This is a genomic window from Micromonospora sp. NPDC005087 (assembly GCF_042872965.1).
In the GTDB taxonomy this organism is placed as follows: Bacteria; Actinomycetota; Actinomycetes; order Mycobacteriales; family Micromonosporaceae; genus Micromonospora.
On sequence record NZ_JBIALB010000002.1, the window covers coordinates 371842 to 398477 of the forward strand.

At 73.3% G+C, this 26636-nt stretch carries 22 protein-coding genes; 7 read left to right on the forward strand and 15 right to left on the reverse strand.

All coding sequences use genetic code 11. From position 1 onward, the window contains the following. Window positions 1–35: 35 nt before the first annotated feature. Entirely contained in the window at window positions 36–407 is a 372-nt protein-coding gene (locus ACFYPS_RS06810; protein ID WP_354962936.1) for a DUF742 domain-containing protein, read from the forward strand. A gap of 1 nt (window position 408) precedes the next feature. Continuing rightward, a complete protein-coding gene (locus ACFYPS_RS06815) occupies window positions 409–1002 on the forward strand; it encodes an ATP/GTP-binding protein (RefSeq protein WP_007455465.1) in 594 nt (197 codons plus the stop codon). A 268-nt stretch (window positions 1003–1270) separates the two neighbouring features. On the opposite strand, the gene ACFYPS_RS06820 is transcribed toward ACFYPS_RS06815, so the two are convergent. Together ACFYPS_RS06820 and ACFYPS_RS06825 are read right to left on the reverse strand one after the other, a co-directional pair. Continuing rightward, window positions 1271–3667 (reverse strand): transposase, encoded by a 2397-nt coding sequence (locus ACFYPS_RS06820; protein ID WP_354962937.1) that lies wholly within the window; start codon window positions 3665–3667, stop codon window positions 1271–1273. Between the two features lie 39 nt (window positions 3668–3706). Next, window positions 3707–4669 carry a DNA primase gene (locus ACFYPS_RS06825; RefSeq protein WP_354962620.1) on the reverse strand — a complete coding sequence of 321 codons (963 nt, stop codon included), beginning with the start codon at window positions 4667–4669 and terminating at the stop codon, window positions 3707–3709. A gap of 171 nt (window positions 4670–4840) precedes the next feature. Between ACFYPS_RS06825 and ACFYPS_RS06830 the strand changes: the two genes are divergently transcribed. Further along, a complete protein-coding gene (locus tag ACFYPS_RS06830; protein WP_354962621.1) occupies window positions 4841–5182 on the forward strand; it encodes a helix-turn-helix transcriptional regulator in 342 nt (113 codons plus the stop codon). A gap of 5 nt (window positions 5183–5187) precedes the next feature. Here ACFYPS_RS06830 and ACFYPS_RS06835 read toward each other — a convergent pair whose 3' ends face one another. The 10 genes from ACFYPS_RS06835 to deoC form a co-directional block, all read right to left on the reverse strand. Next, complete coding sequence (locus tag ACFYPS_RS06835) at window positions 5188–5862, reverse strand: permease prefix domain 1-containing protein (RefSeq protein ID WP_354962622.1); 675 nt, start codon at window positions 5860–5862, stop codon at window positions 5188–5190. 68 nt (window positions 5863–5930) lie between these two features. Beyond that, on the reverse strand, window positions 5931–7769 hold the full coding sequence (cydC, locus tag ACFYPS_RS06840) for a thiol reductant ABC exporter subunit CydC (RefSeq protein WP_354962623.1): 1839 nt from the start codon (window positions 7767–7769) through the stop codon (window positions 5931–5933). Further along, entirely contained in the window at window positions 7766–9442 is a 1677-nt protein-coding gene (cydD, locus tag ACFYPS_RS06845; protein ID WP_387323241.1) for a thiol reductant ABC exporter subunit CydD, read from the reverse strand. The genes cydC and cydD overlap by 4 nt, the downstream gene beginning before the upstream one ends. After that, the gene (locus tag ACFYPS_RS06850) at window positions 9439–10446 is read right to left on the reverse strand and encodes a cytochrome d ubiquinol oxidase subunit II (RefSeq protein ID WP_354962625.1); all 1008 of its coding nucleotides are present in this window, start codon (window positions 10444–10446) and stop codon (window positions 9439–9441) included. Before ACFYPS_RS06850 ends, cydD begins: the two co-directional genes overlap by 4 nt. 10 nt (window positions 10447–10456) lie before the next feature. Continuing rightward, window positions 10457–11707 (reverse strand): cytochrome ubiquinol oxidase subunit I, encoded by a 1251-nt coding sequence (locus ACFYPS_RS06855; RefSeq protein ID WP_354962626.1) that lies wholly within the window; start codon window positions 11705–11707, stop codon window positions 10457–10459. A 183-nt stretch (window positions 11708–11890) separates the two neighbouring features. After that, window positions 11891–12796 (reverse strand): M56 family metallopeptidase, encoded by a 906-nt coding sequence (locus ACFYPS_RS06860; RefSeq protein ID WP_387323244.1) that lies wholly within the window; start codon window positions 12794–12796, stop codon window positions 11891–11893. Window positions 12797–12806: 10 nt separating this feature from the next. Then, window positions 12807–13268, reverse strand: a complete 462-nt coding sequence (locus ACFYPS_RS06865; RefSeq protein ID WP_354962628.1) for a BlaI/MecI/CopY family transcriptional regulator — start codon at window positions 13266–13268, stop codon at window positions 12807–12809. Between the two features lie 250 nt (window positions 13269–13518). After that, window positions 13519–14343 carry an aldehyde dehydrogenase family protein gene (locus ACFYPS_RS06870; protein ID WP_354962629.1) on the reverse strand — a complete coding sequence of 275 codons (825 nt, stop codon included), beginning with the start codon at window positions 14341–14343 and terminating at the stop codon, window positions 13519–13521. Then, the gene (locus tag ACFYPS_RS06875; RefSeq protein WP_354962630.1) at window positions 14336–15766 is read right to left on the reverse strand and encodes an aldehyde dehydrogenase family protein; all 1431 of its coding nucleotides are present in this window, start codon (window positions 15764–15766) and stop codon (window positions 14336–14338) included. Before ACFYPS_RS06875 ends, ACFYPS_RS06870 begins: the two co-directional genes overlap by 8 nt. Window positions 15767–15770: 4 nt before the next feature. Continuing rightward, a complete protein-coding gene (gene deoC, locus ACFYPS_RS06880; protein ID WP_387323247.1) occupies window positions 15771–16730 on the reverse strand; it encodes a deoxyribose-phosphate aldolase in 960 nt (319 codons plus the stop codon). Between the two features lie 136 nt (window positions 16731–16866). Here deoC and upp point away from each other — a divergent pair, with 136 nt between their 5' ends. After that, window positions 16867–17499 (forward strand): uracil phosphoribosyltransferase, encoded by a 633-nt coding sequence (gene upp / locus ACFYPS_RS06885; RefSeq protein ID WP_354962632.1) that lies wholly within the window; start codon window positions 16867–16869, stop codon window positions 17497–17499. Window positions 17500–17574: 75 nt separating this feature from the next. Next, a complete protein-coding gene (locus ACFYPS_RS06890; protein ID WP_354962633.1) occupies window positions 17575–18252 on the forward strand; it encodes a GPP34 family phosphoprotein in 678 nt (225 codons plus the stop codon). Between the two features lie 58 nt (window positions 18253–18310). Here ACFYPS_RS06890 and ACFYPS_RS06895 read toward each other — a convergent pair whose 3' ends face one another. Further along, the gene (locus ACFYPS_RS06895; RefSeq protein ID WP_354962634.1) at window positions 18311–19978 is read right to left on the reverse strand and encodes a phospho-sugar mutase; all 1668 of its coding nucleotides are present in this window, start codon (window positions 19976–19978) and stop codon (window positions 18311–18313) included. Window positions 19979–20025: 47 nt separating this feature from the next. Further along, window positions 20026–22086: a serine/threonine-protein kinase gene (locus ACFYPS_RS06900; protein WP_354962635.1), complete on the reverse strand. Its 2061-nt coding sequence runs from the start codon at window positions 22084–22086 to the stop codon at window positions 20026–20028. Between the two features lie 206 nt (window positions 22087–22292). On the opposite strand from ACFYPS_RS06900, the gene ACFYPS_RS06905 reads away from it, so the two are divergent. Together ACFYPS_RS06905 and ACFYPS_RS06910 are read left to right on the forward strand one after the other, a co-directional pair. Next, complete coding sequence (locus tag ACFYPS_RS06905; protein WP_354962636.1) at window positions 22293–23876, forward strand: methylmalonyl-CoA mutase family protein; 1584 nt, start codon at window positions 22293–22295, stop codon at window positions 23874–23876. A 544-nt stretch (window positions 23877–24420) separates the two neighbouring features. Continuing rightward, entirely contained in the window at window positions 24421–25680 is a 1260-nt protein-coding gene (locus tag ACFYPS_RS06910; protein ID WP_354962637.1) for an amidohydrolase, read from the forward strand. Here ACFYPS_RS06910 and ACFYPS_RS06915 read toward each other — a convergent pair. Continuing rightward, window positions 25637–26599, reverse strand: a complete 963-nt coding sequence (locus ACFYPS_RS06915; RefSeq protein ID WP_354962938.1) for a DUF4349 domain-containing protein — start codon at window positions 26597–26599, stop codon at window positions 25637–25639. The two genes, ACFYPS_RS06910 and ACFYPS_RS06915, sit on opposite strands and share 44 nt — an antisense overlap. Window positions 26600–26636: the final 37 nt, after the last annotated feature.

A 26636-nucleotide genomic window follows, 5' to 3' on the forward strand; every position in this document is an offset into this window, starting at 1 on the left:
AGCCGGTGCCGGGTACGAAGGAGGTGAGCGGCGACATGGCCGATCGTGACGAACCGACCGGAGCGTTGGTCCGTCCATACGCCGTGACCCGCGGTCGTACCCGTCCCCGGCTCGACATCGCGCTGGAGGCGCTCGTCGAGACGACGGTGCGTGGCCGGGCCGCTGCCAATGGCAACGGTGGCCGCGAACACCAGTACATCGCCGCGCTGTGTGACGGACGCGTGCAATCGCTCGCCGAGATCGCGGCGCGGATGCAGCTCCCGCTCGGTGTGGCCCGGGTGCTCATCGCCGACATGGCGACGGACGGCCTGGTCGCAGTCCACGAGCCGACCATTTTGGACGACTCCGACGACGCGATGGGCACTGAACTGCTGGAGAGGGTGCTGAGTGGACTTCGCAGGCTCTGACATGTCGCACCGCCCGCCGAACCCGAGTGGGCGCGTGACGTCGGCGAAGATCGTTATCGCCGGTGGATTCGGCGTCGGTAAGACGACGCTGGTCGGCTCGGTCTCGGAGATCACGCCGCTGACCACCGAGGCCATCATGACCTCCGCTGGCGTGGGCGTCGACGACACCCGGCAGGTGCCGGGCAAGACGACGACCACGGTGGCCATGGACTTCGGCCGGATCTCGATCGACCGTGACCTGATCCTGTACCTGTTCGGTACGCCGGGTCAGACTCGATTCTGGTTCATGTGGGACGAACTGGTTCGGGGCGCCATCGGTGCGGTCGTGCTGGTGGACACTCGCCGGCTGGCCGACTGCTTCGCGGCGATCGACTTCTTCGAGCACCGGCGGCTGCCGTACCTGGTGGCCATCAACTGCTTCGACGGGATGCAGTACCACGACCCGCAGGACGTTCGGGACGCGCTGGCGATCTCGAGCGACGTGCCGGTGGTGGCCTGCGACGCCCGCAACCGGGAGTCGACGAAGCACGTGCTGATCTCGCTGGTCGAGTACGTGCTCACCATGCGGCGTACACGCGCCGTCGCGCCGGCCTGACCGGGCGATCGCGCCCGGTGGTGGCTTCGGCCGCCACCGGGCGCTGAGTGCTGTCCGGAGGCACCTCGCCGGGCAGCCCCGCACCTCTTTTCAAGACGCCGCCTTTCCAGGCTCTTGGACGCAGTCGGCCCCTTCAGGGGCGGATTGGTCCAGGACCTTCACGAGGCGGCGTTGGTCGTGCCGGGCTAACGCTGTGGCCTGAACGCGCTCCCGCCCCCAGTCAGCTGACTGAGGGCGGGACAGACGCGTGGGTGATGGTGACCGGGGGTCAGGACTGGTAGCCGGCGGACCGGTACTCGTATTCGCGGTCGTCGTCGCGGTCACCGTGGTCACGACTGAAGTCCCAGCCGCCGGCGGCCTCGCGACCCGGCCGGCCGCCCACCGCGAACCCACCGATCTCCTGCCCCCGACGCCAGCCACGGAAGTAGCCGGTGGTGTTCTCCGCGAGACTCGCCGCATCACGCACTATCCGCAGCGGACGCTCCTCGCGCAACGGGGAACCCGGGACCAGGTTGGCCTGCGGCACGCGCTTCGGTAGACCGGCCGTCGTCTCGGCGCCCACCGCGGGACGGGCCGCCTGCTCGGCTGCCTGCCACCCGGTGTCGGCCGTGGTCGACCAGTCCAGGTCGGACTCCTCGGTCTGCCCGACGAACCAGGCCGACTTGGCCTGCGCGAAGATCAGCAGGTCCCCGTCGCCCTCGTCCGCCACCGGTGGCGGACGGTGCTCGACCGGGGGTGACGGCCGGTGCTCGACGGGTCGTTCCATGCGGGGCGCGGGGCGGCCGTTGCGGGCGGCCTGCTCCCGATCGACCAGCCGCAGCGGCGGCGTCTCGAGGCGCGGGTCGGTGGGCGGGTTGAGGCTTGCCTCGCGCAGCGCCCGGTCGGCCAGCGGTGGCGGCTCCACGAGCCGCAGCATGGGTGGCTCCTGCGGCAGGTCGTCCGCCAGCCAGGGCGGGGTGACGCGGCCGTCGGCCCGGCCCGGGTCGGTGGGGGCGTCGATGCCACGGCCGCCGCCGTACGAGTAGGCGGCCGGGTTGTTCGGCGAGCTGTCGGCCGGGTCCTCCGGGTTGTTGACCAGCGGCCAGTTGGCCCGGGAGCCCGGCGGTGCCGACTCCTGGCCCGGACGGGGAGTGGGCACCGGGATGCTGAGGTCGGTGGCGCTGAAACCGCCGGTGGGAGCCTCGTCGACCGGGCGTTGCAGATGGCTGGGCCGGGGCTCGCCGTTGGTCTTGGGGCGGGGCGGGATGACCGTGCGTTGCCGCTCGGCCCGCGCGTTGTTGATCGCCGCGGTCGTCAACGTCGGCCGGAACGGCTCGCCCGCCTCGGCCGGCGGCACCGCGCCGCGCTGCGCCGGCGCGATCGGGGTGATCCCGGGCGGCGGGGGCGGTGGCGAGGAGACTGGCCGGTTGGTCGGACCGTCGATGCGGCTCGGGAGGGGTTCGCCACGCCCCGGCAGGGCGGACACCGCCGGGCCGGCGGCCGCCGCCGGGGCAACCGGAGCGGGTGCGACCGGCGGCGGGGTGATCGGAGCCGGGGCGACCGGCGGTGGCCCGAGCGGGCGCGGCGACGCCAGCGGGGCGCCACCCGGGATCGGTTCGGGGCGGCTGCGTCGGCCCCCGGTGGGGGCGGGCTCGGCGGCGACCGGGGTCGGCCGGACCGCGCGCAGCCCGGTGCCGGTGTTGGACATGCCGGCCAGCTCGCCGACCGACTCGCCACGGCGGGCGGCGGCGCGGCGACCGGGCGCCGGCGCGGGCGTGCTGGCCCGTGCGCTGAGCGCGCTGACCAGCGCCTCGCAACCGGCGTCGCAGGCCCGTACCGAGGCGACCGCCTGCCGGACGGTCTCGGCCACCGCGGAGGTGAGCGCCCGGTTCACCGCGGCGCGGCGGGGCGTCTCGGAGATGGCGACCCGCAGTGCGGTGACCGCCTCGTTGATTTCCTCGGCGTCGGCCACCCCGTCCGCGGCGAGGTGCGCGGCGATGGCGTCCGCCGCCACCGAGACCTCGCGGCCCCGGGCCACGGTGCCGCCCAGCATGCCCGGCTCGGGCAGGGCGTCCAGCACGGCCAGCGAGACCGGCTCGGCCGGGTCCGGATACGCGCGCAGCGCCGCCGGGTAGAGCTCGCGCAGCACCTCGCGCAGCGCCACGGCGGCCGAGTGCCGACCGCTGGCAAGCGCGGCGTGCGCGGAGAGCACCTGCTTGTAGCCGGCGAGATCCCGGGGTGCCGGCAGAGTGACCGCGGACAGCGCGCCCGCCTGCAACGCGCGGGCCAGGCCGACGGCGCGTCGTTCGGCTGGCGGCGACTGCATCTCCTCCAGGGAGTCGTCGTCGGCGAACCGCTCGGCGAAGTCGTCCACCGAGTCGTCGTCCGCGATCGCCAGCGGCCGACCCGCCGCGCTCAGCAGCGAGGTGACCGTGTGGTCGTCGCTGTCGGCGGCGATGGCCGCACCGCTCGGCCCGCCCGACCGCTCCACGAGCAGCGCGACGAGCTGGGCGTAGCCAGCCGCGTCGTCGCCGATCTCGCAGACATGCAGCAGACGGCCTGCGTCGTCGACCACAGCGGACGTCAGCGTCGAACCGGCCGAGGCCGGTCGGTCAGCAGGATCCGCTGAGGCCAGACCGCAGTACACGCGCACGAGCGCCACGGCGTCGTCCTCCTCCCGGGACAGGTCTTTCCTCTGCCAGCAACTGATGCTCCCCGGTACGGGTCAGTCGCGCCAGTCCACGACCGCAGAGATCTTGCCGACAATGGTGCGCCAACCCAAACTTGCGGTTTGTGCCCCGATTTTCTTCAACCGCCGTCGGCCCATGAAACCGCCGATCCCGCCGTTGGCGGTCGCCCGCAGCGCCTCGTCCAGGTCGTCGAGGCTGGAGGCGGCGGAGAGCATGTCCAGCACCGCAGGCAGCCGCAACGCGTACGACAGGTCACGTGCGACCTCGCCGGCCTTGATCAGCAGGGCCGAATCCCAGGCGTCGTGCCCGCCGCGCAGGTTCTCCACGACGAGGTCGAGCTCGTAGCTGTCCTCGTCGAGCGACGCGATGTCGGCCGGCTCCACCCGTTCGGACAATTCATTCCAGCTGTCCAGTTGGGACAGATCATTTGGCGCGCCGGACCGGATGAAACTGACCAACGACTCGGGGGTCTTGAACAGCAGCAGCTTGCCCCGGTGGCTGAGGAAGACCGGCACCTCCTCGTCGTCCGCCTCGTCCGTGGCGTTCTCGTCGTCGGCCTCGTCGGCGTCCGTGTCGGCGTCACGGCGACGGCGCGACGCCTCGTCCTCGTCGCTCTCGGCCAACTCCTCGGCCAACTCCTCGTCGAGGATGACGACGGTCTCGTCGTCCTCGTCCTCCTCGATCACCTGACGGCGGGCGAGGAACGGGTCGTCCTGGTCGCGCTCGGTCACGTCGGTGGGGGTCAGCGCCCCCGCCGGCCGGTAGGCCCGCAGCGTGAAACCGGAGCCGGCGGGCAGGGCGATCTCGACCGGGTCGATCCGCAGCTCGTCCCAGAGCGACCGGTCGTCCGACGTCGACGCGAGGCCAATCTCCTCGGCCTCGTCGGCCTGATCTGGCTCGGCCGGGCCGGTGGTGTCGTCGAGCTCGGGCTCGTCGGCGTCGGGCCGTTGGGGCGACTGGCGGGCCACGCTGACCTCCGTGTGCTTCGGGTTGCCCACCCGCCGACGTCTTCGACCGGCGAGTGACTCTGGGCACATACCCTAGTCGGCGGTCCTGGGCGGCCGGTGCCCGCACCCCGATGACCGGCTGGCGCACCGGTTCGGGCCCGCGGGTCATCGCGGGTGGCCACCGGTGGCGTACCGGCGATTCGACAAGTAGCGTAGCTACGTATGAAGGCCCAGGAGTTGCACGGCCACCTCGACGCACTGCTGCTCGCCGTGCTCGAACAGGGCGCGCTGCACGGGTACGCCATCATCGAGGCGCTGCGGGCGCGCAGCGACGGCAGCCTCGACCTGCCCACCGGCACCATCTATCCCGCGCTGCGCCGGCTGGAGCGCGCCGGGCACGTCGCGAGCACCTGGAGCACGGTCAACGGTCGGGAGCGACGGACGTACCAGCTCACCGACTCCGGTCGGCGGGCGCTGGCCGGTGAGCGCGCTGGTTGGCACGAGTTCCGCGTGACGGTCGGACGATTCCTCGACCCCGGCAGCCCACCCGGCACCCCGGCCTGAGCCGCTCAGCGGGTGGTGGCGAGCAGCCAGCCGCGCGCCGCGCGGACGAGCGAGAAGTAGGCTCCGCCGACCAGCACCGCCCCGATGAACATCGGTGGCCAGCTCAGCGCCGCGTCCCAGAGCCCGATCGACCATGCGAAGAGGGCGGTGACGGCCAGCATGCCGAGGACCAGGGTGCCGGTCAGGCCGGCGCCCACCGCGCGCTGCGCGACGGCCAGGCCCGGCCGGGCGGACCGGGCGCTCGCCACCACCACCAGCAGGCCAGCCACCGCGAGCAGCAGCGAGCCGATCCAGATCCAGTCGACCGAGGCGGCGAGCAACCGGTAGACGGCCGGCGGGTGCGGACCGTCGCTCCAGCTCGCCCCGCGCCACGTCAGGTCGCCGGCCACCACCGACACTCCGGCCACCGCCAGCATCCGCAGGGAGAGCCCGCGCAGCGCGCCGACCGCCAGCTCGGCCTGCCAGGAGGGAAGCAGCTGCGCCGGTGAGCCGAACTCGGCCACCGCACGCCGCTGCGCCTCCGTGGGCGGCACGCCGTCCTCGCGGTACGCCTCGACGGCGTCCAGCAGACCGTGCCGGGCCTCGGTGAGCAGGTCGGACTTCAGTCGGGCCGGCCCCTGCAACCGGGCAGCAAGCTCCCGCAGGTGCTCCTCCACCAACACGTCCTCACAGCGCGGCATGGCACCACCCTGCCACGGACGCCGGCGCGCCGACGTCCGGGAGAACCCTGGTCCGTCCCCGAGCCCGGTCAGGGGGTGAGAGCCAGGTACCCGCGTTCGGCCGCCGCCTGGAGCAGCCACTGGTCCCGGTACCAGCCGGGGGCGGTGACCAACTCGGCGTGCCGACCGCGCTGGATCACCCGGCCGCCATCGAGGACGACGATCTCGTCCAGCTCGGCCAGCCCGCTGAGCCGGTGACTGATCAGGAGTACCGAGTGCCCGGCGGGAGTGGCGGCGAGGGCGGAGGCGAGCACGGCGTCCGCGGCGGTCGGGTCCAGCCCCTCGGTGGGCTCGTCGAGCACCAGCACCGGCGGCGCGGCGAGCAGGGCCCGGGCGAGCGCGAGCCGTTGCCGCTGGCCGCCGGAGAGCTGACCGCCCTCCTCGCCGACCAGGGTGTCCCATCCCGCCGGCTGGGCGTGCACCCACTCCAGCAGGCCGGCGGCGGCGGTCGCCGCCACCAACTCGTCGTCGCTGGCCCCGGCACGGCCGAGCAGCAGGTTCTCCCGCACCGTGGCGTGGAAGACGTACGCCTCGGCGAGCAGCCCACCGACCGCGCGGGGCAGCTCCTCCTCGGCGTACGTCGAGACGTCGCGACCGTCCAGCGTGACCCGGCCGGACGTGGGCCGGACCGCGCCGGTCAGCACGGCGGCCAGGGTGCTCTTGCCGGCTCCGCTCGGGCCGACCACCGCGATCCGCCGCCCGGCGGGCAGGTCCAGGCTCACCCGGTCGAGCGCGGGCGCGGCACCGGCCCGGTACCGCACGGTCACCTCGGCGAAGCGCAGCTCGTGCGCGCCGCCTCGGTCCGGGCCGCCGATGCCATTCGCGCTGGGCTCCACGGCGGCGTGCCGGGGAGTCGGCAGGTCCGCGTCGAGCAGGGCGGCCACCCGGGTCAGGCCGGGCCGCAGCTGGGTCCACTGCCGGGCCGCCGAGACCAGGGCCAGCGCCACCTCGACGGCCGCCAGGGTGCCGACGGCCAGTACGCCGACCAGCACCCCCGGCACGTCCGCGGCCAGCGCGGCCAGCACCACCGCGGCGGCGGTCAGCCCGGCGACCAGCACCCCGGCCGCGTCGACGGCGAACCCGGTGGCGGCCAGGCGGCGTTCCAGCCGGGCCAGTCGGCCGGCCCGCTGCTCGGCGGCGTGCAGGGCAGCGCCGGTCGCGCCGAACGCGGCCAGGTCGGCGGCACCGTGGGTGAGGTCGATCGCGTCGGTGGCCAGCGCGCCGCGCAGCGGGGCCACCTCCGCCGCGTTGCGCCGGGTGACCGCGGTGGCCAGTGCGGGCAACGCCACCCCGGCGATGAGCAGCCCGGCGGCGAGCACACCGGCGGCCGGCGGCGAGATCAGCGCCGCCCCGGCCACCGCCAGCAGCCCGACCAGTGCCGCCGCCGATCCCGGCACCAGCACCCGCAGCAGAAGGTCCTGCACCGCCTCGACGTCGGAGACCAGCCGGCTCAGCACGTCCCCCGAGCGGTGCGCGGCGGTGCGGCGGGCGGCGAGGGTGGCGAAGACCCGGGCCCGGACGTCGGTGATCATGCGGAGGACCGCGTCGTGCCCGGCGAGCCGTTCGGTGTAGCGGAACACGCCCCGGCTGATCGCCAGCGCCCGGACCGCCACGATCGCCACGGTGAGCCGGTCCAGCGGTGGCCGGCCGGCGGCGCTCATCAACAGCCAGGTGGCGGTCGCCATCAGGGCGAGCCCGGCGAACTCGGTGGCCGCGGCGAGCAGGCCCGCGCCCACCAGCCGGCCCAGGTACGGCCGGGCCAGGCGCAGGACCGTCCGCTCGGCGGTCGACCGCCCGGTCGGGGCGGCGTCGACCGCCGCTTCCAGTGGGCCCGGCCCGCCGGCCAGCGGCTCGGGTGCCGCGTTCATCGGGCCACCTTCCCGGTCGGCTCGGGCGTCAGCTCGGTGACCCGGCCATCCTCGATCCGCAGGATCCGGTCGGCGTCGGCCAGCAGTGCCGGCCGATGCGCGACCAGCAGCGCGGTCCGCCCGGCGACCAGCCGGCGGGTGGCGTCGAGCACCACCGCCTCGGCCGCGGTGTCGAGTCGGGCGGTGGGCTCGTCGAGCACCACCACCGGGGCGTCCCTGAGGAACGCGCGGGCCAGGGCCACCCGTTGCCGCTGCCCGCTGGAGAGGCCGTGCCCGCGCTCGCCGAGCAGCGTCTCCAGCCCCTCCGGCAGGCCGGCCACCACGTCGTCCAGGGCCGCGTCGTGCACCGCGGTGGCGAGCGCGTCGGGCGGGGTGTCCGGTGCGCCGAGCCGGATGTTGTCGGCCAGCGAGGCGGCGAAGAGGTGGGCGCGCTGCGGCACCCAGGCGAGCTGGCGGCGCCAGGCGTCCGGGTCGGCGTCGGCGAGGTCGACCCCGTCCACGGTGACCCGGCCGCTGGTCGGGGTCACGAAGCCGAGCAGCAGACCGAGCAGGGTGCTCTTGCCGGCGCCGCTGGGCCCGATGATGGCGATCCGCTGACCGGGTCGGACGGTCAGCGTCACGTCGCGCAGCGCGGTGGTCCGCTCGTACGCCACGGTCACCGACTCGAAGCGGATCTCGCCCCGCCCGTCCGGGGTGGCCGCGCCCTCGGCGGCCCGGGGTGCGGCGGGCGCGGCGGAGATGGTGAGCGCCTCGTCCAGCGCGGTTAGCCCCTCCATGCTGGCGTGGAAGCGGCTGCCGGCGGCCCGCAGCGGCAGGTACGCCTCCGGGGTGAGCAGCAGCACCAGCAGCGCGGTCTGCAGGGCCAGCCCGCCGCCGAGCAGCCGGATGCCGACCGGCACCGCGACCAGGGCCACGGAGAGGGTGGCGACCAGCTCCAGCACCAGCGCGGAGAGGAACGCGATCCGCAGTGTCTTCATGGTGGCGACCCGATGCCCGTCGGCCATCCGGCGGACCACCTCGGTCTGCGCCCGGGCCCGGCCGAACGCGCGAAGCGTGGGCAGCCCGGCGACCATGTCCAGGAAGTGCCCGCCCAGCAGGGAGAGCCGGCGCCACTGCCGCTCCGTGGCGGCCTGCGCCTGCCAGCCGAGCAGCGCGCCGAAGACCGGGATCAGCGGCAGGGTCAGTGCGATGATCACCGCGGAGCCCCAGTCGGCGAAGACGACCCGGGCCAGCACCGCCACCGGCACCGTCACGCTGAGCACCAGCTGGGGCAGGTACCCGGTGAAGTACGCGTCCAGCGCGTCCAGCCCGCGCCCGGTCAGCGTGGCGAGCTGGCCGGCCCGTTGCCCGGCAACCCAACCCGGCCCGTGCCGGCCCACAGCGCCGAGCAGGTCGGCCCGCAGTGCGGCCTTGACGGTGGCGGCGACCCGCGCTGAGACCGTGCCCTGCGCCCAGACCAGCGCCGAACGGGCGGCGACCGCCACCGCGAAGGCGGCCAGCGCGGGCCGGTCCAGGCGGCCGTCGACGGCGGTGGCCAGCACCGCTGCCAGCGCGGTGGCCTGCGCCACGATCAACCCGGCGGCGAGCACGCCGAGCAGAACGAGCACGGCGAGATCGCGCCGGGCCGCGGGGACCCGGCGCAGCAGACGCGGGTCGAAGGGACGGCGGTTCACCAGTACACCGGTGCCCTGCCGTCGGTCCGTCCCCGGAAAACCCACCAACACATCGCCTGGAAGCCTAGTAGGGCCGGCAGCAGCGGCAGCGCCACCCAGCCGAGTAGCCGCAGCGTCGGCGCGCTGGCGGCGGCGTCGGCCACCGTCAGCGAGGTGCCCGGGTCCGCCGAGGACACCAGCACGTAGGGCCAGAGGGCCGCACCGACCAGCGCCACCGGCAGTGCCAGAGCCGCGCCGGTGGCGACCAGGGCCCATCCCGGCCGCCGTCGGGCCAGCGCCGCGCGGGCCAGCAGCAGCGCCGCCGCCAGCAGCAGCGGCAGCAGTACGGCCACCGCCGGCCGCTGGACGGCGTCGTGTACCCGGGTGGAGAGCAGCCCCAGGACGGTGGCCAGGGCGACCGCGGTGAGCGCCACCGGCACCAGCCGGCGGGCCGACCGGCCGACCGCGTCGGCGTCGGCGGCCGGCAGCCGCAGGGTGAGGAAGGTCGCACCGTGCACCGCGACCAGGGCGACCATGGCCAGCCCGGCGGCGGCCGCGAACGGGGTGGCCAGATGCGACACCCCGACGACGTGCCCGTCGGCCGCGCGGGGCACGCCCTGCAGCAGCGCGGCCAGCAGCACGCCCCAGCCCAGGGCGGCGAGCACGCTGCCGACCACCACCACCCGGTCCCAGCGGGCCCGGATCCGCTCGTCGGTCGGCCGGCTGCGCAGTTGCACTCCGGCGGTCACCAGGACCACACCGGCCAGCGCGCCGGCGACCGCCGGGTAGCACCCGGAGAGCAGCTCGCCCTCCAGCACCGGAAAGGCTCCGAAGAGGATGCCCACGGCGGCCACCAGCCAGACCTCGTTGCCGAGGAAGAACGGGCCGAGCGCGGTGAGCGCGGCCCGTCGTCCGGCCGGGCCACCGCGGCGCGCGAGCAGCAGCCCGACGCCGTAGTCGTAGCCGGCGAGCACCAGGTAGGCGCCGAAGAAGAGGCCGAGCAGGGCGTACCAGGCGAGGTCCACGGTGATCTCCTCAGGCCAGGGCGGGTTCGGGGTGAGCCGGTTCGTTCGCCGGTGCCGGCGGGCGGCCGAGCGGCGGGTCACCCGCGCCGCGCGCCGCGTGCCGGGCGAGCAGCACCCAGTTGGTGACGGCGAGGGTGCCCAGCAGCAGGCTGAACCCGATCAGCGAGGCGAGCATCACCGGTGCGCCGACGGGGGAGACCGCCTGCTCGGTGGGGAGCAGGCCGTACGCCACCCAGGGCTGGCGGCCGACCTCCCGGGCGATCCAGCCGAGGATCACCGCCACGAACGGCAGCGGCAGGGCCAGCAGGACCAGCCAGAGCGGGAAGCGCAGCCGGATGATCCAGTCCCGGAAGAGCAGGGGGAGCAGCAGCCAGACGCAGCCGAGCGTGAAGCCGATCAGGATCATGAAGCCCAGCCCGACGTTGGCCAGCACGGGCGGGGTGTAGTCGCCGGGGCCGAACCGCGCCGTCCACTCGGTGATCAGCGCCTGGGCTTCCGGGCCCTGGCCGAACTTGGTCGGCTGCACCGCGCCCACCGGGCCGAACTGGGCGAAACCGAAGCCCTGCACCAGCGTGATCGCCAGCGCCGAGGTGACCAGGCCGATCCGCAGCGAGGTGCGGAAGATCGCGAAGTCGGGGGTACGCCGGATCAGGTGCCAGGCGCTGACGGCCGCCATCAGCATCCCGCCGACCAGCAGCGCGGCCGAGACCACGTGCCCGAACGCCATGCCGAGGCTGGGATTGGTGAGCAGCGCGCCGAAGTCGGTGAGGTGGGCGATGCCGTCGCGCACCTCGTACCCGACGGGGTGCTGCAGCCAGGAGTTCGCCACCATGATCCAGAACGCCGAGGCGTACGCGGTGAGCGCCACGCCCCACAGCAGCGCGAGGTGGACGCCCTTGCGGAGCCGGTGCCAGCCGAAGATCCACATCCCGAGGAACGTGGACTCCAGGAAGAACGCCACCAGCGTCTCGATGGCCAGCGGCGCGCCGAAGACGTTGCCGACGTAGCGCGACAGGCCGCTCCAGTTCAGCCCGAACTGGAACTCCATCACGATGCCGGTGGCGATGCCGAGCACGTAGTTGATCACGTAGAGCTGGCCCCAGTATCGGGTGAGCCGCTCCCACTTCGGGTTGCCCGTGAGCACCCACGCGGTCTGCATCCCGACCAGCAGGGTGACCAGCCCGAGCGTGACGACCACGAACAGGAAGTGGATCGACGTGGTGGTGGCGAACTGCAGACGGGCGAGGAGCAGGGTGTCCATGACCGGCTCTCCAAAGCGTTGGCTGCCTTGTCGTAGCCACCCTACACGTAGCTTGGCTACACGTTGATTACTACGTCTTGTCGTAGACAATTCTACGACAAGACGTAGTAATTGTGGGGAGCCTGCTCCTCAGCCTGGACGTGGGATCAGGAGCGCGCGCCGAACTCGGCGGGCCAGCGCGGGTCAGCTCAGGAAGAGGGTGATCGGGAGGGCGACCAGCATGGTGGCGACCGCGAGAGCGGTGGCGCCCAGCACCCGCGGCGGCCGGTCGCTGACCAGCAACCGCTGTACGCGTACGTCCAGGTCGCGGTCGCCCATGCCCAGCGCGCCGGCCGGGGTGATCCGGTGACCCGCGGCGGCGAACCGACGCAGCGCGCCCGCCAGCGGCGCCTCGGCGTGCAGCTCGCGCGCCTTGTCGTCGGCTCGCATCTCGACCAGCAGGGCGACCCGCTCGTGCGCGTCCCGGACCCAACGGAACCACGGCAACGCGCGGCAGAGCGCGGTGAAGGGCAACAGCACCAGGTCGTGCCGCTCGTTGGCGTGCGCGCGCTCGTGGCTGAGCACCGCGGCGAGCTCGGCCCGGTCCAGCAGGCTCAGCGTGCCCGCGCTGACCACCACCTGCGGCTTCACCCCCGGCAGGCAGTACGCGGCCGCGCTCGGATGGTCCAGCACAAGCGCGCCGGGCGCGGCCGGGTCGTTCCGGGCGACCAGGGTGAGCAGGTCCCGGTGCCGACGCTGGGCGCGCAACGTGCCGTGGATGCTGCGCACGGTCGTGGTGACCAGCACCGCGCCGATGCCGAAGCCAACCCCCACACCGGCCAGGTGGAAGGCGGTCACCCCGACCGGCAGCGTGCCGTGGGCGAGGTCGGTGGCCAGGGCGAACAGTGCGCTCCCGGTCGGCAGGTCGTAGGCGGTCACCCCGAGCGCCATCGGCAGGCCCATCGCCGAGAGGCCCAGCGCCAACCCGACCGCCTGCCAGCACACGATCGCCACCCGAGGGCTGCGCCACGTCCAGGTGGAGCTGGCCAGCACCTGAGCGGTCAGATAGCAGGCCAGCATGGTGGCGGCGAAGTGCGCGGCGTAGGCCATGGCGCGCGCCCTACCGCTCCGCTGCCTCGCCGGCCGGCCGTCGGCCCGCCGGCCCGTCCACGCGGTCGGTCAACTCGGCGCCGGCCTCGGCCGTGCCCGGCCCGGTCAGCCCGGCCTCGCTGCCCAGGGCCGCGCGCAGCACCTCGGCCTCGGTGCCGGTCACCGAGCGGGCGAAGCGCACCAGCGCGGCGTCGCGGCTGCCGCCGAGGTCGAGCGCGTCGAGCATGAGCTGGGCGATGTGCGCCTCACGGCTGGCCGCCGGCCGGTAGCGCCAGGCCCGGCCCTCTCGCTCCCGCTGCACCATCCCCTTGCCGGCGAGCCGGTCCAGCACGGTCATCACCGTGGTGTACGCCAGCTCGCGGCCGTCGAGCGCGTCGGCCACCTCGCGCACGGTCACCCCATCCGACGTGCCCGGGACCACGTCCCACAGCACGTCCATAACCGCACGCTCAAGATCGCCCAACCGAGTCACGCCCCAATCCTACCCCCGGTAGTAGACCCCCACCCCACAAGCCCACCCGACGGCCCTCACCCCCGCCCCCATCCCGCCGGCGAGTCGCTGGCCGGTGACCCAACCCGGGGCGCCGGCCGGCAAGACGAGACACCCGGGCGGACCCGGCCCACGTCAGGGTTTCGGGGGGAGCCCGCCCGCGGAGGGATCAAGCCTGACCGCCCGGAGCGGGTGGGCTCCCCCCGAAACCCCACGGCCGGGACCCGAACAATCACACCCCCTTGGGGTGCCACACCGTCTTCGTCTCCAACAGGTTGGTCATCCGCGCGACGCCGGGGTCGGCGGACCAGTCGTGGTCGGCCGGGGCCGGACGGAGCACCCGCTTCAGGTTCTCCGCCGCCTTGACCTCCAGGTCGGCCGCCAGATCGGCGTCGGTCACCCCGCTGAGGTCGATCGCGTTGACGTCCATGTGCGCGGCCAGCGTCGGCGCGGTCTCGGTGATCCGGCCGGTGAGGATGTTCACCACCCCGCCGGGCAGGTCGGAGGTGGCCAGCACCTCGGCCAGCGTCACCGCCGCCAGCGGCTCGGTCGGGGAGGCCGCCACCACCACCGTGTTGCCGGTGACGATCGCCGGGGCGATCACGCTGACCAGGCCGAGCAGCGCCGGGCGCTCCGGTGCGACGACCGCGACCACGCCGGTCGGCTCGGGCGCGGAGATGTTGAAGTACGGCCCGGCGACCGGGTTTGCCCCGCCGTGCACCTGGGCGAGCTTGTCGGCCCAGCCCGCGTACCAGACCCAGCGGTCCACCGCGGCGTCCACCTCGTCGCCCGGCACGCCGAGGGCGACGAACTGCTCGCGGCGGCCCTCCAGCATCTCGGCGGCCCGGTAGAGGATCTGACCCCGGTTGTACGCGGTCGCTCCGGCCCAGCCCTTCACGGCGGCGCGGGCGGCGACCACCGCGTCCCGGGCGTCCTTGCGGGAGGCCAGTGACACATTCGAGGACTGCACGAGATACGACCGTCCCGACTCGCTGCGCGGGAACTTCCCGCCGATGAAGAGCTTGTACGTCTTGCGTACCGCGACCCGCTCAGACATTGAGGTACCCCTCCAGCCCGTGCCGGCCGCCCTCGCGACCGTAGCCCGACTCCTTGTAGCCGCCGAACGGCGAGGTGGGGTCGAACTTGTTGAACGTGTTGGCCCAGACGACCCCGGCGCGCAGCCGGTCGGCCGTCCATAGGATCCGGGAACCCTTGTCGGTCCAGATTCCCGCCGAGAGCCCGTACGGCGTGTTGTTGGCCTTCTCCACGGCCTCGGCCGGGGTGCGGAAGGTGAGCACCGACAGCACCGGGCCGAAGATCTCCTCGCGGGCGATGCGGTGCGCCTGGGTGACGCCGGTGAAGATGGTCGGCGCGAACCAGAAGCCGCGGTCGGGCAGTTCGCACGGTGGCGACCAGCGTTCGGCGCCCTCGGCCGAGCCGGCGTCGGACAGCTCGCGGATCCGCTCCAACTGGGCGGCGGAGTTGATCGCGCCGATGTCGGTGTTCTTGTCCAGCGGGTCGCCGACCCGAAGCTGGGCCATCCGCCGCTTCAGGGACTCCAGCACCCGGTCGGCCACGTTCTCCTGGACCAGCAGGCGGGAGCCGGCGCAGCAGACGTGCCCCTGGTTGAAGAAGATGCCGTTGACGATCCCCTCGACCGCCTGGTCGATCGGTGCGTCGTCGAAGACGATGTTGGCGGCCTTGCCGCCGAGCTCCAGCGTGAGCTTCTTGCGGGTGCCGGCGACGGACCGGGCGATGGCCCGTCCGACGTCGGTGGAGCCGGTGAAGGCGACCTTGTCCACGCCGGGGTGCTCGACCAGTGCCCGGCCGGTGTCGCCGGCCCCGGTGATGATGTTGACCACGCCGGCCGGCAGCTCGGCCTGCTGGCAGATCTCGGCGAAGAGCAGCGCGGTCAGCGGGGTGGTCTCGGCCGGCTTCAGCACCACCGTGTTGCCCGCCGCGAGGGCGGGGGCGATCTTCCAGGCCAGCATCAGCAGCGGGAAGTTCCACGGGATGACCTGCGCGGCGACCCCGATGGGCTTCGGGTCGGCGCCGAAGCCCGCGTGCTCCAGCTTGTCGGCCCAGCCCGCGTAGTAGAAGAAGTGCGCGGCGACCAGCGGCAGGTCGACGTCGCGCGCCTCCTTGATCGGCTTGCCGTTGTCCAGCGACTCCAGCACGGCCAGCTCGCGGGACCGCTCCTGGATGAGCCGGGCGATCCGGAACAGGTACTTGGCCCGGTCCCGGCCCGGCATCGGACCCCAGACCTTCTCGTACGCCTTCCGGGCGGCGCGCACCGCGCGCTCCACGTCCTGCGCGCCGGCCTCAGCGATCTCGGCCAGCACCTCCTCCGAGGCGGGGTTGATCGACTTGAAGCTGCCGCCATCGGTCGGGTCGACGAACGTGCCGTCGATGAACAGCCCGTAGGTGGGTTTGAGGTCCACCACCGAGCGGGACTCGGGGGCGGGTGCGTACTCGAACATCGGCTCAGTCCAGGGTGAAGTAGTCGGGACCGGAGTAGGTGCCGGTCGTCAGCTTGGTGCGCTGCATCAGCAGGTCGTTGAGCAGGCTGGACGCGCCGAAGCGGAACCAGTCCGGGTCGAGCCAGTCCGCGCCGACGGTCTCGTTGACCATCACCAGGTACTTGATCGCGTCCTTGGTGGTCTTGATGCCGCCGGCCGGCTTCACGCCGACCTGCCGCCCGGTGGCGGCCCGGAAGTCGCGGACCGCCTCCAGCATCACCAGGCTCACCGGCAGCGTCGCGGCGACCGGGACCTTGCCGGTGGAGGTCTTGATGAAGTCGCCGCCGGCCAACATCGCCAGCCAGGAGGCCCGGCGCACGTTGTCGTAGGTGGCCAGCTCGCCGGTCTCCAGGATCACCTTGAGGTGGGCGTCCCCGGAGGCTTCCTTGGTGGCCACGATCTCGTCGTAGACCTCCTTGTAGCGGCCGGCCAGGAACGCGCTCCGGTTGATCACCATGTCGATCTCGTCGGCGCCGGCCGCGACGGCGGCCCGGGTGTCGGCGAGCTTGATCTCCAGCGCCACCTGGCCCGACGGGAAGGCGGTCGCCACGCTGGCCAGGTGCACGCCGCTGCCGCGCAGCACCTCCGCCACGTACGGGACCATCGCGGGGTAGACGCAGACGGCGCCGACGTGCGGGCAGGACGGGTCGGCCGGGTCCGGGCGAACGGCCTTCGCGGCCAGCGCGCGCACCTTGCCCGGGGTGTCCGCCCCTTCGAGGGTGGTCAGGTCCACCATCCGGATCGCCAGGTCGATCGCCTGTGCCTTGGCGGTGGTCTTGATGGAGCGGGTGCCGAGCTGCGCCGCCCGCTGCTCCGCGCCGACCTGGTCCACGCCGGGAAGGCCGTGCAGGAAGGTCCGCAGAGCGGTCTCGGATCGTCCCAGCTCGGAGAGCTCCGACCGGGCCGACGTCGTTGTCGCCGTCATGCCCCGAAGTCTACGCACCGGACCGCTGTGTGATCTTGCTCACGCGGTCCCGCTGTGACCGGTCCGGCGTGAGCGGCGTCGCTGGTCCGACCGCACCCGCACCGTCCCACGCGACGGACCGGTAGGTTGAGCGATCGTGGATGTACACGTCATTGACCACCCGCTGGCACAGTCACGGCTGACCGCCATGCGGGACGCGCGCACCGATTCCTCGACGTTCCGGGCGGCGCTGCACGAACTGACCACCATGCTGGTGTACGAGGCGGCACGCTCCTTCCCCGTCGAGCGGTACCCGGTGCAGACGCCGATCACCGGCACCGAAGGCACCCGGCTGGCCAACCCGCCGCTGCTGGTGCCGGTGCTGCGGGCCGGCCTGGGCATGGCGGACGCCGCACTCGGCCTGCTGCCCGAGTCCTCGATGGGCTTCGTCGGCCTGGCCCGGGACGAGGAGACGTACGAGCCGCGCGCGTACATGGAGTCGCTGCCTCGGGAACTGGCCGGCCTGCCGGTGCTGGTGCTCGACCCGATGCTGGCCACCGGTGGTTCGCTGGAACACGGCTGCCGGCTGCTGGCCGACCGGGGCTGCACCGACATCACCGTGCTCTGCGTGCTCGCCGCACCGGCCGGCATCGAGCGCCTGGAGCGCTCCGGCCTGCCGTTGCGCCTGGTCACCGCCTCGATCGACGAGGGCCTCAACGAGCGGATGTTCATCGTTCCCGGCCTCGGCGACGCCGGCGACCGCCAGTTCGGCGGCATGCCCCGGTTCTGAGTCGTCACCCCGGTCGGTGCCCGGGTCCGGCGGGTCCGCGCGCGGTGGTGCGCGGACCCGCTACCGTCTCCGGCCATGACTGGTGTTGCGCTCGCCGAGGAACTGCTGCTCCTCGCCTACGACGACACGACCGGCAAGGCGACCATGCCGCGGATCAGCCTGGACCTGGGCATGGCCGCCGCGGTGCTGGTCGAGCTGGCCCTGGCCGGCCGGATCGCGTACGCGGACGGTTCCCTGACGGTGGTCGACCCGACGCCCACCGGCGAGCCGGTCGCCGACGAGGTGCTCGGCCGGATCGCCGCCGACACCCCGCACACCCCGGCGTCGTGGGTGCAGCGCCTGCGGCACGGCCTGCGCGACCGGATCCTCGGTGACCTGTGCCAGCAGGGTGTGGTCCGGGACATCGACGAGACCGAACTGGGCTTCATCCACGTGCACCGCTACCCGGTGGTGGACACCTCGGTGGAGGCGGACACCCGGCAGCGGCTGGCCGAGGCGCTGACCGGCACGGCAGCGCCGGACGAGCGGACCGCAGCGCTGGCCACCCTCGTCGTGGTGCTGCGGATGGAATCCGCGCTCGGGGTGAGCGGCGAGACTGCCGCCGACGCCCGCCGCCGGCTGGAGGAGATCGCCACCGGCGCCGGGTTCTCCGGAGAGGTGAGCATCGACGACTCGGTGGTCCGCCCCTCGGTCGGCCTGGTCGTCGCCGCGCTGGCGAAGGCCGTCGACCAGGCCCTCGGCAAACGCCACTGACCTGTTAGGAAGGGCCCCTTCCTCTACACGAGGCGGTAATAAGGGGCCCTTCCTTGCACTACACGCCGAGGGCGGTGGCGATTTCCGTGCGGAGCTGCGCGATCGCTGCGGCGGCGCGGGCGCGGGCGGCTCCGACGTCGCCGTCGGGCACCAGCTCCACCACCTCCAGGTACGCCTTGAGCTTCGGCTCGGTCCCGGACGGGCGGATCACCACCCGGGCGGCCCCGGTGCGCAGGATCACCACGTCCGCCTCGGGGAGCAGATCCCGGGTGCTGTCGACCGGGTGCCCGAGCAGCGTGGTCGGGGTGGCCGCCCGGATCCGGGCCATCGCGTCGGCGATCTCCCGCAGGTCGTCCACCCGGACGGAGAGCTGGTCGGTGTGGTGCACGCCGAACTCGGCGGCCAGCTCGTCCAGCCGGTCGGTCAGCGTGCGGCCCTGCGCCTTGAGGCCGGCGGCCAGCTCGGCGACGGTCAGCGCGGCGGTGATGCCGTCCTTGTCCCGGACGTGGTCCGGGGCGACGCAGTAGCCGAGCGCCTCCTCGTAGCCGTAGACCAGCGGCGCGCTCCCGCCGCCCGCCCGGACGATCCACTTGAAGCCGGTCAGCGTCTCGTCGTAGGGCAGGCCCCGGGCCGCGCACATCGCCCGTAGCAGTGACGACGAGACGATGGTGGTGGCGTAGAGCCCGGTCACCCCGCGGCGCATCAGGTGGTCGGCGAGCAGCGCGCCCACCTCGTCGCCGCGCAGCATCCGCCAGCCCGTGTCGCCGTCGCGGACCACCACCGCGCAGCGGTCCGCGTCCGGGTCGTTGGCGATGGCGAGGTCCGCGCCGGTGGAGTCGGCCAGCGCGATCAGCAGGTCCACCGCCCCCGGCTCCTCTGGGTTGGGGAACGACACGGTCGGGAACTCCGGGTCCGGCTCGGCCTGCCCGGGTACTACCCCGGGCACCGGGAAGCCGGCCCGGGCGAAGGCGGCGGTGAGCACCGCGGCACCCACCCCGTGCAGCGGCGTGTACGCCACCGTCAGGTCCCGCGACCCGTCCGGCGCGATCACCGCGGTGGCCCGCTCGACGTACGAGGCGACCAGGTCGTCACCCAGCACCTCACCGGGGCGGCCCAGCGGCACCTCGGTCAGCGGGCCGACCGCCCGGATGGCGGCCTCGATGCCGGCGTCGGCCGGTGGCACGATCTGCGCTCCGGCGCCGAGCTCCCCGCCCAGCTCCGCACCGAGGTAGACCTTGTAGCCGTTGTCCTGCGGCGGGTTGTGGCTGGCCGTGACCATCACTCCGGCCACCGCGCCGAGCCGACGCACCGCGTAGGCCAGCACCGGGGTGGGCAGCGGGCGGGGCAGCAGCAACGCCGGCCGACCGGCCCCGGTGGCCACCTGGGCGGTCCGCTCGGCGAACTGGCGGGAGCCGTGCCGGGCGTCGTACCCGATCACCAGGGGGCCGGTGCCGCCCTGGGCGGCGAGCCAGCCGACCAGACCGGCGGCGGCCTGGGTGACGACGGCGAGGTTCATGCCGTTCGGGCCGGCGCGCAGCGGGCCGCGCAGGCCCGCGGTGCCGAAGGTCAACGGCCCGGCGAACCGGTCCGCCAGCTCGGGGGCGCTCGTCGGCAGCCTGTCCAGCACCGCCGTCAGCTCGTCCCGGCTGGCCGGGTCGGGGTCGTCGGCGAGCCAGCGCCGGGCTTGCTCGCGAATGTCGTCGATGTCAGTGGTGTCCGCCGCCATGCCTCTTGATAGCACGGCGGCGATCACCGCTGTCGGTTCCCTCCCGCTCAGCTGTCCCCGGTGAGCTGGAACGTCCGCACCATCTCGTCGAAGATCGCCTTGCTCTCGGCGAACTTGACGTCCGTCGAGGTGAGGTAGAACGAGAACGCCTTGCCGTCCTGCGCCACGCCACGCCAGATGCCGTGCCGTTTGGCGTCGCCCTCACCGCAGGTGTACTCGAACTCGGCGGCCGGCTGGCTGGCCAGCTCGGTCTCTTGCGAGGCGACCTGGCTGTACGGCTTGACGCAGGACTTGCTCCTGGTCTTGAGGCCGTTCTCGGCCGTCTCCGCCCACCGGGTGGAGCTGCTCGACCACTTCTCGGTGATGATGCGGACCTTGCGGCCGCTGTCCTCCGGGTCGATGTAGTCGGTGTACGAGCCGCCGGTGGCCTTCTTCCAGCCCTTCGGGACCAACACCTGGATGCCCCGGGCGGAGTGCTCCTGCATCTCCACCCCGGCACCGGTCGGGGCGGACGCGGTGGGCTGTGCCTGCGGGGTGCTCGGCGGGGTCTCGTCGCCGCCACTGGACAGCGCCACGATGCTGAGCAGCAGCACCACGGCCAGCCCGCCGGCCGCGGCGAGCTGCACCTTGCGCGGCCAGCCCTTGACCGTGGTGACCAGCTGACCACCGGTGGCGCGGATCTTGCCCAGAGCGCCGCCGCCCGCCGTCGCAGGCGTGGCCCAGGGCTGCCCGGTGCCCGGCACCGACCACTGGTTGCCGCCACCGTAGGTGCCGCCGATGTGTTGGGTGGCCTCCGGCGCACCGCCGTAGCCGACCTGCTGGGTGGCGTCGGGCCGGTTGCCGTAGCTGACCCGCTGGGTGGCGTCCGGGTGCCCGCCGGCGTCCACCCGCTGGGTGGCGTCCGCGGCGCCGCCGTAGGTGCGCCCGGTGGTGGGTCGGCCGGAGACGGACATCGCGCCGGTGGGCGTGTGCAGTGGGCCGGCCAGCGCGTCGGCGCTGGTCTCGTCGAGCCCCGTGGTGCCGCCCGCGTCGCCGGGCTGCGGGCGTTCGCCCCGGCGCAGCGACGCCAGGCGGTCGGTCAGGGACTCGTCCGGGGCGAGCATCGCCCGGCCGCCGATCTGGTTGTCCGGCTTCGGCTCGGGCCGGGCCGGCGGGGCGACGGGCGCCGGGCGCTGCTGCACCGGGACCACGGCGTACGGGTCGGTCACCGAGTGCACGGCGGTGGCGGTGCTGCCCAGCGGGCCGGCGAGCAGCTCGCGCAGCATGGCCCGGGACGTGTGCACGTCCAGCCGCCGGGCCGGGTCCTTCTCCAGCAGGCCCATCAGCACCCGGGTCAGGGGGCCACTGCGCTGCGGTGGGGCGGGTGGGTCCTCGACCACGGCGTGCATGGTCTCGATCGGGTCACCCTTGTCGAACGGAGGCCGCCCCTCGACGGCCGTGTAGAGCGTCACGCCCAGCGAGAACAGGTCGCTCGGCGGGCCGAACTCCTGACCCATGGCCCGCTCGGGCGAAATGAAGTGCGGCGAGCCGAGCACCATGCCGGGGGTGGTGAGCTGCACGTCGGTGGGCATCCGGGCGACCCCGAAGTCGGTCAGCACGCAGCGCCCGTCGGTGCAGATGAGCACGTTGGCCGGTTTGACGTCGCGGTGCAGTACGCCGATCGCGTGCGCGACCTCCAGCGCGCCGAGCAGCGCGATGCCGATCTTGGCGACCGCGCGGGGCGCGACCGGCCCGTCCTCGATCACCATGTCGGCGAGGCTGCGGGCGTCCAGCAGCTCCATCACGATCCAGGGCCGGCCGGCCTCGGTGACCACGTCGTACACCTGCACCACCGCGGGGTGCTGGATGGCGGCGGCGGCGCGGGCCTCGCGCAGCGTGCGCTCGTACATGGCGTCGCGGTCGCTGGGGGCCAGCCCCGGGGGCAGGACGACCTCCTTCACCGCCACGTCGCGGCGCAGCAGTGTGTCTGTGGCGCGCCACACCGTACCCATGCCGCCGTTGCCCACCGAGGACCGCAGCGAGTACCGGCCACCAATGGTGGTGCCGGGCGCTGCTCGTCCGTTGGCGGGACTTAGCTGTCCGCCGCTCCACGTCGGGATCTGAGTCACAGAAAAGCCACCGGGGGAAATCGAGGGGGGCTGGGACACAACCCCCCTATCTTGCTGGTTCCGACGCCCGATGCGAAAGCCGACGCGTCGGGCGTTTATCGAAGTCGACGGAACGTGCCCTGTCGTTCACCTCCTGTCGACGGGTCGGGACGCACTGTGCGGTATCCCTCACCCGACGACACGCGCGGGCGTCCTACCATCCGGGGATGAGTGAACGGCGGTCAAGCGAGTCCGGTTTCCCGATCAAGGGCGTCTACACGGCGGCCGACCTTCCGGAGGACCTCGACTCCCGGCAGGGCGCCCCGGGCGAGTTCCCGTACACCCGGGGGGTCTACCCCACGATGTACACCTCCCGTCCGTGGACCATGCGCCAGTACGCCGGCTTCGGCACCGCCACCGAGTCCAACGCGCGATACCACCAACTGTTGCGGGCCGGCACGATGGGCCTCTCCGTCGCCTTCGACCTGCCGACCCAGATGGGCTACGACTCGGACGAGCCGATCGCGCACGGCGAGGTCGGCAAGGTGGGCGTGGCCATCGACTCCATCGAGGACATGCGGCTGCTCTTCGCCGACATCCCGCTGGACAAGGTGTCCACGTCGATGACCATCAACGCTCCCGGATCCGTGCTGCTGCTGCTCTACCAGCTCGTCGCCGAGGAGAACGGGGTGCCCGGCTCGGCGCTCAACGGCACCATCCAGAACGACATCCTCAAGGAGTACATCGCCCGGGGGACGTACATCTTCCCGCCCAAGCCCTCGCTGCGCCTGGTGGCCGACACGTTCGCGTACTGCCGCAAGGAGGTGCCGAAGTGGAACACCATCTCCATCTCCGGCTACCACATGGCCGAGGCTGGTGCGACGCCCGCGCAGGAGATCGCGTTCACCCTGGCCAACGGTGTGGAGTACGTCCGGGCGGCGCTGGCCGCCGGGCTCGCGGTGGACGACTTCGCGCCCCGGCTGTCGTTCTTCTTCGTGGCCCGCACGACGCTGCTGGAGGAGGTGGCGAAGTTCCGCGCGGCCCGCAAGATCTGGGCCCGGCTGATGCGTGACGAATTCGGCGCCAAGGACCCGAAGTCGATGATGCTGCGCTTCCACACCCAGACCGCCGGCGTGCAGCTCACCGCCCAGCAGCCGGAGGTGAACCTGGTCCGGGTCGCGGTGCAGGGGCTCGGTGCGGTGCTCGGCGGCACCCAGTCGCTGCACACCAACAGCTTCGACGAGGCGATCGCGCTGCCCACCGAGAAGGCCGCCCGGCTGGCGCTGCGTACCCAGCAGGTGTTGGCGTACGAGACCGACCTGACCGCTACCGTCGACCCGTTCGCCGGCTCGTACGTGGTGGAGGCGATGACCGACGAGATCGAGGCCGCGGCCGTCGAGCTGATGGAGCGGGTGGCCGACCACGGCTCGGCGGTGGACGCGATTGAGGCCGGGTTCCAGAAGCGCGAGATCGAGCAGTCCGCGTACCGGATCGCCCAGGAGATCGACTCGGGTGACCGGGTGGTGGTGGGTCTCAACCGGTTCGCGGTCGACGAGGAGGAGCCGTACGAGCCGCTGCGGGTCGACCCGACGATCGAGGCGGCCCAAGCTGACCGGCTGGCCCGGCTGCGCGCCGAGCGGGACTCCGACGCGGTGGCGCGGGCCCTGGCCGAGCTGCGGGCCGCCGCCGACGGCACGGAGAACGTGCTGTACCCGATGAGGGAGGCGCTGCGGGCCCGCGCCACGGTGGGTGAGGTCTGCGGGACGCTGCGCGAGGCGTGGGGTCTGTACCGGCCCACCGATCGGTTCTGATCGGCTGACCGGCCGTTCTCGCAGGTCAGGGCGGGTTTATTCGGTCCTGGCAGAGCTACAGTCGGAAGCGGATCCTCCACCGGCCGGGCCGAGGGCGGCGTGGCCCCCGACGGCGTCCGGGGTGTGTCCATCAGGTTTGGGGGTACCCCGACCGGGTGATCGGGGACGCACACCGTGTGCGGTCATGGCGGGCCGGCGCGTGTGAGCGTCTTTTCCGGCTCGCTGCGGAGCGTGGTCGGCTTATTGTCGGAGTGTCAGTTCATCACCCCGACTAATGCGACAATTCGCAACGTGGGCCCGCGAGTGGCGCCGGATTCGTGACCGCCGACATCGGTTACGCGTTGTAGGAGGTGAGGGGGAGATGACGGCGTTCGACCGCGATCTACCTGCTGTCCCGCGCATCTCCGAGCGCCCTCAGCAGGGCATACGTGACGCTGTGCGGTCTGATCATCACCGTAACGAGGTTGCGCAGCGTCACCGCCGGAGGTCTAGGCTGTCTGCTGTTCCCGATGATCCATCCATCTCTAGTGATCGAGAATTCGACGTGACGAGTGCGTTGACGCTGCCCACCGGCAGCCAGCTGGCGTCGTCCTGGCCGGAGCTGCCGCCCGGGTCCCAGCCCCTGCCCCGCGACCTGGACCACCTCCTCGCGCTCCGGGTACCCGGGCTGATCGCTACCCGCCGTCACATCCACTCGCACCCAGAGCTCTCCGGCACCGAGTTCGAGACGGCCGCACTGATCGCCAGGGAGCTCTCACTGGCCGGGTTGAAGCCGCGACTGCTGCCCAAGGGCAACGGCGTGATCTGCGACGTCAACGGCCGCCCGGACGGCCCGGTCATCGCGCTGCGCGCCGACATCGACGCACTGCCGCTGGACGACCCCAAGGACGTGCCCTACCGGTCCACGGTGCAGGGCGTCTGCCACGCCTGCGGGCACGACGTGCACACCACGATCCTGCTCGGCGTCGGCATGCTGCTGGCCCAGCTCGCCGACCTCGGCGAGCTGGACGGCCGGGTCCGGCTCATCTTCCAGCCGGCCGAGGAGATCCTGCCCTGCGGCTCGCTGGAGGTCATCGAGGCCGGCGGCCTGGACGACGTGGCGCAGATCTTCGCGCTGCACTGCGACCCGAACCTGCCGGTGGGTCAGGTCGGCCTGCGGGTCGGTCCGATCACCGCGGCCGCCGACAACGTCACCGTCCGGCTCAGCGGCCCGGGCGGGCACACCGCCCGCCCGCACCTGACCGTCGACCTGGTGGACGCGCTCGGCCGGCTGATCACCGAGGTGCCCGCCCTGGTCAGCCGCCGGGTGCCGGCCAACAGCGGGCTGCTGCTGGTCTTCGGCCACGCCTCGGCCGGCACCCGCTACAACGTCATCCCCTCCGAGGCGTCCGCCTCCGGCACCCTGCGGGTGATGGACCGCGACACCTGGGAACAGGCTCCCAAGATCGTGGCTCAGGTCGTCCGGGACGTGATCGCGCCGACCGGTGCGACCGTCGATCTGGAATACCTGCGCGGCCGGCCACCGGTGTGCAACGACGCGCGGGCGATCCAGGTGCTGACCGCCGCCACCGCCGCCGCGCTCGGCCCGGACGGCATCGCCGAGACGCCGCAGAGCATGGGCGGCGAGGACTTCTCCTGGTACCTGGAGTACGTCCCCGGCGCCCTCGCCCGGCTCGGCGTGGGCCGCTCCGGCCCCAACGTCGACCTGCACCGCGCGTCCTTCGACGTCGACGAGGGGGCCATCCCGGCCGGCGTACGCGTCATGGTGCAGACCGCGCTGCGGGCACTGGCGGCGGTGCGCTGACCGGAGCGACCAGGGCCGGCTCCTTCTTCCGCCGGCGCAGCACCAGCAGCAGCACCGCCAGCGGTACGCCGAGCGCCACCAGCCAGGGCAGCAGCGCGCCCAGCACGGTGAGCAGGACGGTCAGCGAGGCGACGAACGCCTTCCAGCCGCCCTTCAGCCCGACCAGGAAGCCGGTCTCGGTCTTCTCCTCGGGGGTCTTGGCAGCCGGCCCGGCCAGCGACACGGTGATCGTGGAGAGGGCGGTCAGGTCGGACAGCCGCCGCTTCTTGGCCTCCAGCGACGCCAGGTCGGCCTCGCGGCGACCCAGCTCGTTCTCCAGCGACACCAGGTCGGTGATCGAGGTGGCTCGGCCGAGGAGCCGGCGTGCGCTGTCGACCCGGGCCCGTTGACTGGTGATCCGGGCGTCCAGGTCGACGGTCTCCTCGGTGACGTCCTGGGTGCTGATCTCCCGGCTCTGCTGCTTGCCGAGCTGCGCGATCTCCTCCACCACGCCGGCGAACTTCGCCGCCGGCACCCGCAGCTGCAACTCCGCGACCGCGTCGGCCTCGGCGCTGCGCCGCTGGTCACCGCCGATGAAGCCACCCGCTCGGGTGACCGCGGCGGCGACCTCGCGGGCGGCGCCGTCCACATCGTCCACCTGGACCCGCATGGCTCCGGTGTAGATGATCGCCCGCTGGTCCACCCGCAGGTCCGGAGCGCCGGCTCCGGCAGCCCCCGGCGCCCCGGCGGCGCTGTCCTTGTCCGCCGCGCCGCCGTTCGCCGCCGGTGCCTCGGCCGCCGCGCCCGCCGTGTCCCGTGCACCGCTGTCGCCGGCACCGCACCCGGTCAACCCGAGCACCGCCGCCAGCGCCGTCGCCGCCAGCAGTGCGCCGCGGCGTCGTCCCGCCCGTCCGTCCATCCCCGCTCCCATCGTCGTCAGCCGGTGTGGCGATACCTCGGACGCGGCGCGCTCGTCG

Coding starts and splice junctions, on each gene's coding strand:
- ACFYPS_RS06810 (WP_354962936.1), top strand. CDS start 36: ATGGCCGATCGTGACGAACCGACCGGAGCGTTGGTCCGTCCATACGCC.
- ACFYPS_RS06815 (WP_007455465.1), top strand. CDS start 409: ATGTCGCACCGCCCGCCGAACCCGAGTGGGCGCGTGACGTCGGCGAAG.
- ACFYPS_RS06830 (WP_354962621.1), top strand. CDS start 4,841: ATGAAGGCCCAGGAGTTGCACGGCCACCTCGACGCACTGCTGCTCGCC.
- ACFYPS_RS06835 (WP_354962622.1), bottom strand. CDS start 5,862: ATGCCGCGCTGTGAGGACGTGTTGGTGGAGGAGCACCTGCGGGAGCTT.
- cydC (WP_354962623.1), bottom strand. CDS start 7,769: ATGAACGCGGCACCCGAGCCGCTGGCCGGCGGGCCGGGCCCACTGGAA.
- ACFYPS_RS06855 (WP_354962626.1), bottom strand. CDS start 11,707: ATGGACACCCTGCTCCTCGCCCGTCTGCAGTTCGCCACCACCACGTCG.
- ACFYPS_RS06860 (WP_387323244.1), bottom strand. CDS start 12,796: ATGGCCTACGCCGCGCACTTCGCCGCCACCATGCTGGCCTGCTATCTG.
- ACFYPS_RS06870 (WP_354962629.1), bottom strand. CDS start 14,343: ATGTCTGAGCGGGTCGCGGTACGCAAGACGTACAAGCTCTTCATCGGC.
- ACFYPS_RS06875 (WP_354962630.1), bottom strand. CDS start 15,766: ATGTTCGAGTACGCACCCGCCCCCGAGTCCCGCTCGGTGGTGGACCTC.
- deoC (WP_387323247.1), bottom strand. CDS start 16,730: ATGACGGCGACAACGACGTCGGCCCGGTCGGAGCTCTCCGAGCTGGGA.
- ACFYPS_RS06890 (WP_354962633.1), top strand. CDS start 17,575: ATGACTGGTGTTGCGCTCGCCGAGGAACTGCTGCTCCTCGCCTACGAC.
- ACFYPS_RS06895 (WP_354962634.1), bottom strand. CDS start 19,978: ATGGCGGCGGACACCACTGACATCGACGACATTCGCGAGCAAGCCCGG.
- ACFYPS_RS06905 (WP_354962636.1), top strand. CDS start 22,293: ATGAGTGAACGGCGGTCAAGCGAGTCCGGTTTCCCGATCAAGGGCGTC.